Below are 12,673 nucleotides of genomic sequence, written 5' to 3'. Positions count from 1 at the left end.
GGCGGGGAGGACCCGGCGACGGTTGAGCCAGGCGACGCCGGCGGCGGACGCGACGCCGAAGGCCAGACAGCACGCCCACGGCAGCCAGGGAGAAGCCGTGCGGTCCCCCGTGTCCATGGCCCAGCCGATGACCGTGTTACCGACGGCGGCGGCGATGCCGGAGAGCACGTAGAACAGGCCGAAGTAGGTGCCGGTCAGCTCGGGCCTGCCGAAGCCTGGGATCAGTTCCATCACGAAGGGCTGGGCAGTCATCACGCCCAACTGGAGCAGCACGGCGCCGCCCAGCACGGGCAGTGCGCGCCATGCTGTCTCCACCAGGCCTTCCGGGGGCGTGCCGTGGCCCGCCAGGGTCATCGGCGGGACGAAGGAGAGGGCCATCAGCGTGAGTCCGACGCTGATCCAGCGCCCTCTGGTTCCCCGTCCCTTCAGTGCGCGAGTGATCGGCAGCTGGAGACCGAGGTGGGTGAGGGTGCCGACGAGGAAGACGAGTCCTGCCGCGCCTTCCCAGCCGGTCGCCCGTCGTGCCCCGTCGGGGAGCAGCAGGTACAGCTGGTTCTCCAGGGTGAACATGCCGACCATGGCCAGGGCGAAGGCCACGAAGCCCCGATTGCCGATCACCTCGCGCCAGTCGGCCATCACGCTGTTCCCGGTCGTCGTGACGTGACGGGCCGGGAGTGCCAGTGCCTGGGCGATGGTGAGCACAGCGAAGATCCCTGCGGCGGTGAGCGCCGAGGCACGGAAGTCGACCAGCAGCAGGGCGCTGCCGAGCAGCGGCCCGATCAGGGCGCCCGTGGTGGCGAAGAGGTTGAACAGGGCGAACGCCTCCACCTTGCGTTCCCCCGCCTCCAGGGCGAGGTAGGCCCGCACCGCCGGGTTGAACAGTGCCCCGGCCAGGCCGCTGAGGACGGAAGCGGCGAGGAGCACGGGAAGTCCGTCGCCGAGCGCGAACAGGCCGAAGCCGACGGTGCGCAGGGCGCAGCCGGTGATGATGACGCCGCGCGCTCCGAGCCGGTCGGATGCCGTTCCGCCGATGAGGAACAGCCCTTGCTGGCTGAGGTTGCGCACGCCGAGCACGATGCCGACGACGGCCGCCGACATCCCGAGGTTCTCGCTCATGTGCAGGGCGAGGTACGGGATCAGCAGGTAGAAGCCGGTGTTGACGCCCAGTTGGTTGACGAGGAGGAGCCGTATCGCGGGTGGGAATGCGCGTATCTCGTGCCAGGTCTTCATGCCGGAGGCTCCTCGGCGTCGCGCCGGCGCACGCCGAGGCCCGGGCCGCGGCCGACGCGTACCGTGCCGTCGTTGCCGCCGATGCCCGCCCACGGGTCGGCGGCGAGCAGCAGGTGACCGTCGAGGTCGACCCAGCGGGCGCGGTCGGCGATGTGGACGGCGGGGGCGATGCCGAGGGTGCTGGCTGTCAGGCAGCCGAGCATCAGCTCGGTTCCGGTGCCCGCGATCAGTTCGGCGATGCGGAGTGCGGCGCCCACTCCCCCGCATTTGGCGAGTTTGACGTTGATGCCGTGGACGCGTCCGGCGAGTCGGCGGGCGTCCTCGAAGCCGATCGCGTCCTCGTCGGCGATGACCGGCAACGGCGACCGTTCCGCGAGCTGTGCCAGCGCCTCGGGGTCGCCGGGGGGCAGGGGTTGCTCGACGGCCTCTACGCCCAACTCGGCGTAGAGCGGCAGCAGTCGCTCGGACTCCTGGACGGTCCACGCTCCGTTGGGGTCCAGCAGCAGCCGGGTGTGGGGGGCGGCGTCGCGGACGGCCCGTACGCGGGCCAGGTCCTCGGCCGGGTCCGGCGCCGCGCCGGCCTTGAGCTTCAGGATGGAGAAGCCGTCCCGCACCAGGCGTCTCGCCTGCTCTGCTGCTCGTTCCGGTGTGGTGATGCCGATGGTGCGGGCGGTCGCGACGGAGGGCGGCGATCCGTAAGGGTCCAGGAGTCGGTGCACGGGGACTCCCGCGCGCTTGCCGACCAGGTCGAGGAGTGCTGCCTCTACGGCCGCGGCCACGGAGGGAGGATCGGCGGACCCTGCGGCGCCGGCCCGAAGGTCGTCCAGGGCGGTCTCGGGGTCACTGAAGCGTGTCAGCCACAGGGATCGCGTGTGCAGCAGCCGCCCGAGGGTCTTGGCGTCCAGGTCGTAGTACACGCTGCTGACGGCCTCTCCGTGACCGCGCAGTCCCTCGTGCTCGATGGTGAGCCAGACCGCCTCGCGGGCCGACATGGTGGAGCGGGATATGCGCAGCGGCTCGGTGAGTTCGAGGCGCACGGTGCGCTGGGCTGCCTTCACGGGCTCTCTTCCCGGATCGCGGCGACCGGGTCGGTGACCGCGCCGCACCGGGCCCAGCCGGTGACTTCCACGGAGGTGGGGTGCGGTATCTCGACGGGACGCGTGGCGGCGGTGGCCGGGTCGATGCCATGAGTGGCGGCGAAGTCGTCGTCGAACACGCTGCCGAGGTAGCGGTGCGGACCGTCGGGGAAGACCGTGGCGACCACGGCACCCGGGTGGACGCGGGCGGCCCAGGCGGCGACGAGCGCGACGGCCCCGGTGCTCCAGCCTCCGCTGACGAAGGAGGAGCGGGCCAGCCGTCGGCACGCGTCGGCGGCCTCGGCAGGCCCGACCCAATGCACCTCGTCGAAGGCTTCGTAGGCGACGTTGCGAGGATGAATGCTGCTGCCCAGGCCCCGCATCAGCCGGACGCGGGCGGGCTGGCCGAAGATGGTCGAGCCGGTGGCGTCCACGCCGATGAGCCGCAGGCGGGGCCAGCGGCGCCGGAGCGGGCCGATGATCCCGGCGCTGTGCCCGCCGGTTCCGACGCTGCACACCAGTACGTCGAGGTGGTCCAGCCGGTCGGTCAGTTCGGCCGCGAGGGAGGCGTAACCGGCGGTGTTGTCGGGGTTGTTGTACTGGTCGGGCCAGTACGCGCCCGGTAGCCGTGTCAGTAGTTCGTGCAGCCGGGCCAGCCGGGCGGCCTGCCAGCCGCCTTCGGCCGCCGGACGGTCGACGAGCTCCAGCCGGACTCCGTGAGCACGTAGCAGCTGCCGCATCGAGGGCTCCAGCTCGATGTCGCCGACCAGCACGACCGGGTGGCCGAGGGCCTGCCCGGCGAAGGCCAGTCCGATGCCGAGCGTCCCGGAGGTGGACTCCACCACGGGTGCGCCCGGGCGCAGTTCACCGCGTTTCTCTGCGCCCAGAAGCATGGAGACGGCCGCCCGCGCTTTCATGCCGCCGACGCCGAGTCCTTCGAGTTTGGCCCAGAATCCGGGCTGCGGGCACGGCAGGTCCACGGTGACGTGGGCGAGCGGGGTCCGGCCGAGCAGGTCGAGGAGTCCCCGGTTGCCCCTGGTTTTCGCGGTCGGTAGGACTGCCGTGGTCACAGGGTGCTCCTGTAGCGGTGGATGGTCCCCGGGCCGCCGTCCAGCCAGAAGAAGGGGTACGGCTCCGCGCACACGGCGGTGACGCCGGAGCCGATCAGGCGGGGCAGGACCGCGCTGCCGGTCTGCGCGAACATCACCAGGGGCGTGCCATGGTGCTGGGCGTGCTGACGGAGCGGTTCGAAGCTGCCGTTGCCGAGGACCATGCCGGAGGCCAGGACCGCGTCGCAGCGCTCCAGCTCCGCCAGGGCGTCGGTGCGTACGGGCTCCCCCCATTCGGTCGTACCGCCCTTGAGGTCGCAGGGGATGTACACGAGTCCGCGCGACCGCAGGGCCTCCAGCAGCGAGTTGACCACGCCGACCATGAGCACCGTCGCTCCCGGCGCGGCGTCGATCAGCCCGACCACGGCCTCGGCGCGCGCCCGGGACTTCTCCAGCGACGTACCGGCGGGCAGTCGGCAGGGCTGGGCGCCCTGGGCGGGGCCGTGCGGCAGCACGTGCATCAGGTACGCGTCGAGAGCGGCGACGCGGACCGGCGTCAGCTGGTGTGCCAGCAGGCCGGCGACGTCCGCGCCGACGCAGTCCTCGGCGGCACCCTCTGGCAGTTCCCCGGGCTCCACGGCACAGGAGCCCACGGATGCGCCGAGACGCAGACTGAGCACTTCGTTGCGGTAACCGGAGCCGCGGCCCACGTGCCGGACCGCCTGCCGGGTGGTGAAGGCCACCGAGATCCGCAGGAAGCGCGGGTCAGGGCCGAGGACACCGGCCAGGACGCGCTCTGCGAGATCGTCGTACGAGGTGGCCACGGGGCCCGCGCCGGTGAGGGCGGTCATCGGGTCGCCACCCGGGGGCTCAGCTGTGCGAGGAGGACGTCGACACTCGCGCGGGCGCCCGGGCCACGGCTGTCGCCCGCCATGACGTGGCCGAGGTAGTCGTTGTTGCTCCCTGCGGCCCTGACGGCCCTGCCGGGGTCCGCGAGCTGGAGTTCGAGCAGGCCCTGTGCCTCGCGGACCACTTCCGCGCCGTCGACGGTCTCCAGAACTCCGTCCTGGTCCGGCACCAGGAAGCCGATCGCCGCGCTGGCCAGTCCGGTGGCACGACGGCGCAGGTCCGGCTCGCGGCCGAGCGCCACGTCCACGCAGGCGGCGGCGAGGTCGATGCCGGTCACGTGCCGTACGAGCTCGGTGATGCGGTTGCCGGCCGGCCGGGGGTTGACTTCGACCAGGCGTGGCCCGTCGGCCGTCAGCTTGATCTCGGTGTGAGCGACGACCTCGTCCAGGCCGAGGGCCTCAAGTGCCCGGCGCGCGGTCTGCTCCGCGGCCTCGGTGTCCGCGGCGTCCAGGGCGGCCGGGAACATGTGTCCTGTCTCGATGAAGGCGGGTGCGCCGCCGACGCTCTTGTCGGTGACGCCGATGACGTGCACGGCTCCGCCGAACGACACGGTCTCGACGCTGACCTCCGGCCCGTCGAGAAGCTCCTCGATGAGTACGACGGGTGCGCGGCGCTGCCCGCGGGCGTTGACGGGGAAGGCGGCGAGGGCGCGGTAGGCGTGCGCCAGCGCGGCCTCGTCGTCGACACGGCGGACGAACATCCCGGCGCACAGGTCCACGGGCTTGAGCACCAGCGGGTAGCCGATGTCGCGGGCCTCGGCGGCGGCTTCGGCCCAGTCCGCGCACACCGCGAAACGCGGCCCCGGCACGCCGGCCCCGGCCAGGACCCGGCGGGTCGCGTCCTTGCGGCACGCGTTCCCGACGGCCTCCGGCGTGGGGCCGGGCAGCCTCAGCATGCCGGCGATCCGGGCGGCTGTCGGGAGATAGTAGTCGCAGGAGGTGATCACGCCGTCGAAGCGCAGCGATGCGTGGGCCTTCTTGACGAAGTCCAGAAGCGCGTCGGTGTCGTTGGTCTCGGTGGTGAGCACATGGCGGGCCGCGAGGAGCGGATGCGCCGTGCCCTCGGGGGCGGAACGCAGATAGTGGTGCAGGTCACGGGTGAGGAAGGTGAACTCGTGGCCGGCCTCGCGCACGGCCCGCGGCAACAGTCTGCTCATGGATCCGACCCAGCTCTCGACCATCAGCAAATGAGCCACGTTCTCCCCTTGACACAGCGCGATTGAGGCGTTCAGCGGTCATGGCGACCGTGTCGTCACTTGACCAAGCAGGACACTATCGATAATCGTTTTCATTGTCACCTAGCGGGTGGGGCTTCGTCGTGCCCCACGCAGAACCGCAGGCGTTCACAGGAGAGCCCATGCACCGCCCCTCACACCCCTACACCGTGCGCCCCGCAACCTCGGCCGACGCCGAAGGCGCCCGCCGGGTCATGCTCGACACCTTCTACCGGGACTTCGGATACGGCTACGTGCCCGCGTGGCACCAGGACGTCATCCACATCGAGAGCACCTATGTGGATGACCCGCGCCATGTGCTGATGGTCGCCCTGCACAACGGCGAGGTCGTCGCCACGACAGGCATCCGGTCGGTGGGACCGTCCCATCCGCCACACCCCCGTTGGCTCGCCGAGCGCTACCCCTCAGGCACCACCGCGCAGCTCGTACGCGTCTACGTGCGCCCGGACCACCGGCGTCACGGCCTGGCTCGCACCCTGGTGGACCGGGCCTGCGCCTTCGCCGCCGAGACCCCCGGCTACGACTGCGTCTACCTGCACACCAACGTCAACGTCGAGGGCGCCGAGGCGTTCTGGCGCAGTGTGGCCAAGGAGATCTTCGACGCCCGCACGACCGGGGAGCACGGCCCGGGGGTGGGCACCGTGCACTTCGAGATTCCGCTGCCATAGGCGGGAACGGCGAAGCCCCGGCTTCCGCCAAACGCCGGAAGCCGGGGCGGGCAGCACGTCAACGCACCCGGTCGTCGATCCGCACCAGGTCTGTCGCCCTGAGGGTGTAGAGCATGCCGCGCTCGTCCCGGTTGAGGTGGGGGCCGCTGTACCAACCGCCATTGATGTCCGCCACCACGGTGCTGACGGCGAAGGTCCGGGGATCGAACCGGAAGAGCGTGGTGTCCGACACTCCGTAGACGGTGCCCCGGTTGGTAACCATGGCGGCGAACCCGGGCGAGATGCCCTTCAGGTCGGCCGTGTGCACCACACGCCGGACCCGCAGGTCGACGACGAAGAACTCCCCCCGCTTGGACAGCCCGTAGAGGTGCCGGTCCCGGACTGCCATCGCGGCCACGCCCCAGCTCTGCGGCAGGTCGATGCGCCAGAGTTCCCGACCGCGGACCGGGTCGAAGGCGACGACCGTGGCGCGGGGGCCCTGATCCTGCATGTTGTCGCCGCCGAGGTAGGCGACGCCCTCACGGGTGGCGACCGCGCGGACGAGCTGCCGATCGTCGACGGGATTGGTGTGGATGGCCGACCGGCCGGTCCTCGGGTCGTAGATCCACAGGGATCCGCCGCCCTCGGTGTCGGACTGGACGCCGACGAGCAGGAGTCCGTTGCACGGGTCCCAGCAGGTGTCCAGCGGGCGGTTCTGCTCGCTCGCGAACTTCGCCACCCGCTGCGGGGGTTTACCGTCGGTGGGGTCGTAGGCCCAGATTCCCTGCGCGTTGTACTGGCCGGTGTACAGCACCCCGTCTACGACATCGGCGTCCTTCGCCTCGCCGGGCACGGCGAAGTTGACCACCGCGCCGGTGCGCGTGTCGTGGCGGGCGATGGCCCCGGTGCCTCCGACGTATACGTAGCCCCCACCGGCGGCGATGCCCATGCCCAACTGCGGCCCGACGGTGGCACCCGCCCCGGCCAGATCGGTAACCACCGACGTGCCCTCCGCCAGGTCGATCTCCGCCACGAAGCCGTAGGCGGAAACGACCAGCAGCTTGCCGTCACGGTGGTCCACGCCCCAGACCTCGCCCAGCTCCGGCCCGTCGAACTCAACGCGGGAGACCGTTTTCGAAGCCATGGAGTAGGCGTGCAGGCCGGACTCGTCGGTGAAGTACACCTGCTCCCCGTCGGAGGTCATGGTCTTGACCATGTTCCCGCCGGCGGAGACCACGGTGTACGAAGAAGGGTTGGCCTGGTCCATCACGGCCAGCTTCGCGGGCTCGCCCGACCCGGAGGTGCCGATCACCAAGCGGTCACCGACGACAGCCAGCTCCCGGAGGGACGGGTCACCCTCCAGTTCCTTCGGCACGATGGAGGTGAAGCTCTTCGCGGCCCGATCGAAGGCGAACAACGAGGCTTTGCTCGTGTCACCCCCGCCGGCCAGCATGCTCCCCGCCCCGAAGTAGACGGTGGTCTCCGTGGCCGCGACGGCCCGTGCCAGGGTGGCCTTCGGATCGGGCACGCCCAGACTGACGAGGGCACCGGTGGACGGGTCGTACTCCCACAGGGCGGGCGGGATGCCGGGGTTGCCGCCCACCGCGTAGACCTTTCCGTCCGGGGCGACGGCCAGATCACGGACGTTGGGCTCGGCGCCGATCTTCCCGAGGGGCTCGGCAGGCTTGTCCGGACTCGCCAGATCCCACCGGAACAGGTTGGGCTTGCCCTTGGCCTTGCTCAGGACTCCGGCGTACAGGAACCGGCCCGTCGGATCCACGGCAAGCGCCGCGACCGTGGACCCCGCAGGCAGATCCGTGCGGGACACCACCTTCCGGCTCGGCACATGGAAGCCGATCACCCGGGCCGGCTCCAGGTTGCGGGATCCGATGTAGAGAGTGTCACCGACCAGCAACCCGCTCATCAAGGAGAACTGGACGACGGCGGGCCCCAGGTCGGTGACCGTCGTACGGGGCTCCCGCGCGGGCGAAGCCGTCGCGGAGGACGCCCCCGCTGTCACAACGGCGGCAGCGAGCCCGCCCGCACCGGCGATCTGCAGAATGCGGCGCCTGCTCGGGGGCGGTTGACGGAGCATAGGTCTCCTTGATGACAGGGGGACGAGGTCGGCGGGACGGCCGTCGTACGGCCCATGACCCTCGTTGTGCCACGAGGAGCAGCACTCCAGAGCAGGTCCGACGGCGGAGAGAGGCTCGCGATCCGGGCCTGAAGCCTGGGGCGGAAACTAGTCAGCCCCCCGTTCTTTTGTCAATGACTAAAGCATGTTCGTCCAGGCCATTGACCGCCCTCCGCGAGCCGTGGAAGCATCCGCAGCCATCGCCTCGAAGGCCACGGACGAAACCATCGCCCGTCGGTAATCGGGACGTCCCCCACCTGGTCGACCACGCCCGACTCCCGTATGGGCGACGTCGGTCCGGCACGAAAGAACCGGACGACGTCGATGCCCGCCGACCCATCACCTGCCTCTGGCGACAGGTACGCCCGGCACGGTCGGCCCATCTCTCACCGCTCCTTGGAAGGAGCTCCATGAAGTTCACCCGTTCCACCGCGGCCCACCACGGGAACCGCCGTCGCCCATCCCGCCGAACGCGTCTCATCTGCACCACGGCCCTCGTCGCGGGCGCGACTGCTCTGACACCGGTCGCCTTCGGCGCCGCGACCGCGCCGGCCGCCCCGTCGGCTCTTCCCTCCTCGTGCACGGCCCCCGTCAACGGGAGGACCGTCTTCAGCGACGGATTCGAGGGCTCGGCGGAGAACTTCAACTTCGTCAAGCACCGCTACGACGGCGCTGAAGCCGGCAGTTCGATCACCGCTGCCACCTCACCGGCGCTGGCGGGCAAGCAGTCGGGGCGCTTCACCGTGCCCGGGGACGGCAAGTCGTGGCGAGCGGAAGTGGCGAACGACGCCATGGGCTACGGCGCGTACCGCTTCAGCTTCTCCAACTACCTGCCCGCAGACTGGGAACGGACCAACTTCGACACCGTCGTCGCGCAGTGGCACGGCAAGCCACTGTCCGACGGGTCCAACACCAATCCGCCTATCGCGCTCTCCGTGCGCAATTCCGAGTGGCTGCTGAGCGTGTTCCACCTGGAGAACCCGACCGACACCAAGCCCGTACGACGCGAGTACCGTCTGGGCACCGTGAGCCTCGGCAGGTGGAACAACTGGACGTTCGACATCGACTGGTCCACCGCTGGCCACGCAGGGGCTCTGCGGGTGTGCCGCGACGGCCGACAACTGGTGAACGACTCCGGGGAGAACAATTTCCACCAGCCGAAGGAGCCCTACTTCAAGGTCGGCATCTACCGGCCGTCCTGGAACCCGGCCAAGGGCCGTGACTTCCCGATCGGCGTCTCCGTCGCCACGGTCCACATCGACTCTGTCACGGTGACCGACCTGGACTGACAGCGCGTACTGGCACGGCACTTCGAACCACCACCGGGGCTAGGTCGACCTCGTCCGGTCGGGTCGGCGGGCCGATGGGTGCCACCTTGAGCGGCCCTCCGGCGAGGTGTCGGCTCAGTCTCGGCCCTTGCCGGAAACGTCTCCGGCGAGGGCCTTCGCTGCCCGCGGGATGCGGTGCGGGGAGCTGGCCCGGTCCGTCTGCGCTGCTGTGACGGTTCGCTTGGAGGATTCCGGGGCGATGACGACGGACTTCATCGACCGGCCACGTGGGCCAGGTGCCGTTCGACGACCGTCTGGAGGGTCCGATCGCCGGGGGGTGTCCCAGATCTGCTCGTTGAAGATCTCGACCTCGATCCACCCCGCGTAGCCAGCCTCGGCGACCTGCTGGGTAAGAGTGCGGAAGTCGATGTGTCCGTCCCCGACATGGCCCCGACCCAGGAGGGCGTCAGCTGGCAGGGGCAAGGTCCAGTCGCAGACCTGATAGGAGGCGATACGCGGTCCCGCACGTTCGATCTGTCGCGGAAGCTCCGGATCCCACCACACGTGGTAGCTGTCGACGACCACGCCCACCTGGTGCACCGGGTGCTGCTCGGCGATGTCCAGCGCCTGGGCGAGGGTGGACACGACGGCCCGGTCCGCGCAGAACATGGGGTGGAGCGGCTCGATCGCCATACGCACCCCGACGTCGTCGGCGTGCGGAGCGAGTTCGGCGATCACATCGGCGACGCGAGCCCGGGCGCCCACGAGATCGCGTGAGCCTTCCGGTAGGCCGCCCACCACCATGACGAGGGTGTCGGTGCCGAGCAGCGCCGCCTCCTCCAGCGCCGCGAAGTTCTCCGCGAGGGCCGCCCGGTGCGCGTCCGGTCCATCGACGGTGAGGAAGCCGCCGCGGCAGAGGCTGCTGACAGCCAAGCCTGCGTCGCGGACCAGCTTCGCCGCCTCGGCGACTCCCGTTTCCGCGACCTTGTCCCGCCACAGGCCGATCGCCGGGACGCCGGCGTCAACGCACCCCTAGACCGCTTCGGCGAGACTCCACCGCTTGGTGGTGATCTGATTGAGCGACAGGCGCCCAAGAGCGGCGTTCACGCGTCCACTCCCGCCAGGGAGAGGAACTGGCGCATCCGGTGGACGGCGAGCTCCGGGTTAGGAAGGATGCCGGCCGCGTCAGCGAGCCGGAACAGTTCAGTCAGATGAGGAACGGAGCGGTTGCTCTGGGCGCCGGCGACCATGGTGAAGTGGTTCTGATGGCCGGCCAGCCAGGCGAGGAAGACCACCCCGGTCTTGTAGTGGAACGTCGGAGCTGCGAACAGATGCCGAGCCAGGGGCAGCGTCGGGGTCATCAGCGCGTCGTACCGCTCGGTGTCGTCCGCGTCCAGGGCACGCAGCGCGGCAGCCGCGACCGGAGCGATGGGGTCGAAGACCCCCAGCAGCGCGTCGCTGTGACCGGCCTCGTCCCCCCGTACGAGCTCGGGGTAGTTGAAGTCGTCACCCGTGTAGGGGTGCCGTTAACGAGCGGCGAACCAAGTGACAAGTAGCACTCTGTAGTCAACGTGACGGTCGGCCGCTTGCTCGGGGTGAGGACGAATCGAGCAGCGGATAGCGGTAGCAGTGATTCCGCTTCGAGGTCGGCTTATCGGACTTCTGGGCCCTGGCGCCCCGTCAGCATGTTGCCGCAGTAAATGCCGGATTTACTGCGGCGGAGCCTCTACCGTGATCATCGCGACCTGCGGCGGGGCATTCCGGCCGCCGGGGTGAGGTGTACGCATTTACTGCGGCAGTTCCGGGAGGCGGGGCGGACGTGACGATCGAACCAGTGACCGAACTCGGAGGCGGGGGCGCGCTTCGGTTGCCGCGCGCCCGGGTGGTGCCCCTGTCCGCCGCTCCGGCGTCGTACGCCGCGGCGGTCGAGCGGTACCTCACTGGTGCGGGCATCGCGAAGTCCTCCGCGCGGATCTACCGGATCTCGCTGACGACGTGGGGGTGGATGTTCGTCGGCGAACCGGCGCCGACCGGACCCGCCCGCCGGGGCGCGAAGCCGCCCGTCTTCCCCGTCGCCGCGATCGACGACCCGGCGCTGCCCGAGGTGCTGGCCGAGCTGGCGGCGGCGCGGGCGGACGAGATGGACGCCGACACCGTCAATCGGGAGCTGTCCATCGCGCGCAAGACGATCGGCTGGTGGCAGCGCCAGGGCTGGATCGCAGGCGATCCGACGATCGGCATCGAGCGGCGGCCGGCGCCACCGGACCGCACCAAGGCCCTGGCGGAGAACCAGATCGCCGGCCTGTGGCGCCTGGACGTCGGGCTCCGGGAGAAGACGCAGTGGAAGATGCTCTACGAGTCCGCCGCACGGGCCGATGAGGTGCTGTGCCTGAACGTGGAGGACCTGCACCCGGGCGACAAGCGCGGCCGGACCTTGGCCAAGGGCGGCGCGACCGAGTGGATTCACTGGCAATCCGGCACCGCCCAACTGCTGCCCCGCCTGATCGCGGGCCGCAGTCGTGGCCCGCTGTTCCTCACCGGCCGCAAGGCACCGGCCGGGACGCCAACCCTCGATGTGTGCCCGGAGACCGGCCGGGCGCGGCTCTCCTACCGGCGGGCCGAGGAGATCTTCGAGGAGAACACCAGGCTGCTGGCCAACCCGCTCGCCTCACCCGAGGACATCGAAGACCTGGACGGCTGGACGCTGCACCGGCTCCGCCACAGTGCGCTCACCCACGATGCCGAGGGCGGCACCTCCACCCCGATGCTGCTGGCCCGCTCCCGCCACGCCTCCGTCCGCTCCCTGGAGCGGTACGCACGCCCCGGCGTCGACGCGGTCGCCCGGCACGTCGCCGCACGCGACCCTGCGGTACGTCGCCGGGGCTGAGAGTCAACCGGGCCCGGCATGCGGGGCTACTTCTTGCCGGAGGACACCGCGACCAGGCGGGTCGGTTAAGAGTCGTAGGCCCAGGACCGGCCGGATTGCCGGTATTCCTCGACGGGGATCGGTTCGACTCCGGGCCGCATCCGGGCGGTGTAGAGCAGTCCGTCGAGATGGTCGATCTCGTGTGCCACGAGCCGCGCGAGCCCGCGTTCGTACACCGTCGTCACCGCGGGTGGTGTGGA

11 protein-coding genes and 1 pseudogene are annotated in these 12,673 nt (G+C 70.5%); 3 read left to right on the top strand and 9 right to left on the bottom strand.

The window, feature by feature from the left end:
* The 5 genes from HET64_RS08475 to HET64_RS08455 all read right to left on the bottom strand — a co-directional run.
* Positions 1-1,230, bottom strand: a 1,230-nt coding sequence (locus HET64_RS08475; protein ID WP_215103440.1) for an MFS transporter, incomplete at its 3' end; no start/stop codon positions are given.
* Positions 1,227-2,288 carry a dipeptide epimerase gene (locus HET64_RS08470; protein ID WP_215103439.1) on the bottom strand — a complete coding sequence of 354 codons (1,062 nt, stop codon included), beginning with the start codon at positions 2,286-2,288 and terminating at the stop codon, positions 1,227-1,229. The genes HET64_RS08475 and HET64_RS08470, both read right to left, overlap by 4 nt.
* Entirely contained in the window at positions 2,285-3,376 is a 1,092-nt protein-coding gene (locus HET64_RS08465) for a PLP-dependent cysteine synthase family protein (RefSeq protein ID WP_215103438.1), read from the bottom strand. Before HET64_RS08465 ends, HET64_RS08470 begins: the two co-directional genes overlap by 4 nt.
* The gene (locus HET64_RS08460; RefSeq protein WP_215103437.1) at positions 3,373-4,206 is read right to left on the bottom strand and encodes a hypothetical protein; all 834 of its coding nucleotides are present in this window, start codon (positions 4,204-4,206) and stop codon (positions 3,373-3,375) included. The genes HET64_RS08465 and HET64_RS08460 overlap by 4 nt, the downstream gene beginning before the upstream one ends.
* Positions 4,203-5,459 carry an ATP-grasp domain-containing protein gene (locus tag HET64_RS08455; protein WP_215103436.1) on the bottom strand — a complete coding sequence of 419 codons (1,257 nt, stop codon included), beginning with the start codon at positions 5,457-5,459 and terminating at the stop codon, positions 4,203-4,205. Before HET64_RS08455 ends, HET64_RS08460 begins: the two co-directional genes overlap by 4 nt.
* A gap of 161 nt (positions 5,460-5,620) precedes the next feature.
* Here HET64_RS08455 and HET64_RS08450 point away from each other — a divergent pair, with 161 nt between their 5' ends.
* Complete coding sequence (locus tag HET64_RS08450; protein ID WP_215103435.1) at positions 5,621-6,166, top strand: GNAT family N-acetyltransferase; 546 nt, start codon at positions 5,621-5,623, stop codon at positions 6,164-6,166.
* 58 nt (positions 6,167-6,224) lie between these two features.
* On the opposite strand, the gene HET64_RS08445 is transcribed toward HET64_RS08450, so the two are convergent.
* On the bottom strand, positions 6,225-8,240 hold the full coding sequence (locus HET64_RS08445; RefSeq protein WP_215103434.1) for a PQQ-binding-like beta-propeller repeat protein: 2,016 nt from the start codon (positions 8,238-8,240) through the stop codon (positions 6,225-6,227).
* Positions 8,241-8,689: 449 nt separating this feature from the next.
* Here HET64_RS08445 and HET64_RS08440 point away from each other — a divergent pair, with 449 nt between their 5' ends.
* The gene (locus HET64_RS08440; protein WP_215103433.1) at positions 8,690-9,568 is read left to right on the top strand and encodes a polysaccharide lyase; all 879 of its coding nucleotides are present in this window, start codon (positions 8,690-8,692) and stop codon (positions 9,566-9,568) included.
* Positions 9,569-9,682: 114 nt separating this feature from the next.
* Here the strand turns inward: HET64_RS08440 and HET64_RS08435 are convergent, their stop codons facing one another.
* Both HET64_RS08435 and HET64_RS08430 read right to left on the bottom strand, forming a co-directional pair.
* A complete protein-coding gene (locus tag HET64_RS08435; RefSeq protein ID WP_308369919.1) occupies positions 9,683-10,546 on the bottom strand; it encodes a sugar phosphate isomerase/epimerase in 864 nt (287 codons plus the stop codon).
* A gap of 104 nt (positions 10,547-10,650) precedes the next feature.
* Positions 10,651-11,064 (bottom strand): annotated as a pseudogene (locus HET64_RS08430) (DUF993 family protein); the annotation flags it as partial.
* A 317-nt stretch (positions 11,065-11,381) separates the two neighbouring features.
* Here HET64_RS08430 and HET64_RS08425 point away from each other — a divergent pair.
* On the top strand, positions 11,382-12,434 hold the full coding sequence (locus HET64_RS08425; protein ID WP_308369918.1) for a site-specific integrase: 1,053 nt from the start codon (positions 11,382-11,384) through the stop codon (positions 12,432-12,434).
* Positions 12,435-12,499: 65 nt separating this feature from the next.
* Here the strand turns inward: HET64_RS08425 and HET64_RS08420 are convergent, their stop codons facing one another.
* Positions 12,500-12,658 carry a peptide deformylase gene (locus HET64_RS08420; protein ID WP_308369916.1) on the bottom strand — a complete coding sequence of 53 codons (159 nt, stop codon included), beginning with the start codon at positions 12,656-12,658 and terminating at the stop codon, positions 12,500-12,502.
* Positions 12,659-12,673: the final 15 nt, after the last annotated feature.

This window comes from Streptomyces sp. McG3 (genome assembly GCF_018619185.1).
GTDB lineage: Bacteria > Actinomycetota > Actinomycetes > Streptomycetales > Streptomycetaceae > Streptomyces.
Note: the sequence above shows the minus strand (reverse complement) of the source record. Positions and strands in the feature narration are given on the sequence as shown.

Coding starts and splice junctions, on each gene's coding strand:
- HET64_RS08460 (WP_215103437.1), bottom strand. CDS start 4,206: ATGACCGCCCTCACCGGCGCGGGCCCCGTGGCCACCTCGTACGACGAT.
- HET64_RS08450 (WP_215103435.1), top strand. CDS start 5,621: ATGCACCGCCCCTCACACCCCTACACCGTGCGCCCCGCAACCTCGGCC.
- HET64_RS08445 (WP_215103434.1), bottom strand. CDS start 8,240: ATGCTCCGTCAACCGCCCCCGAGCAGGCGCCGCATTCTGCAGATCGCC.
- HET64_RS08440 (WP_215103433.1), top strand. CDS start 8,690: ATGAAGTTCACCCGTTCCACCGCGGCCCACCACGGGAACCGCCGTCGC.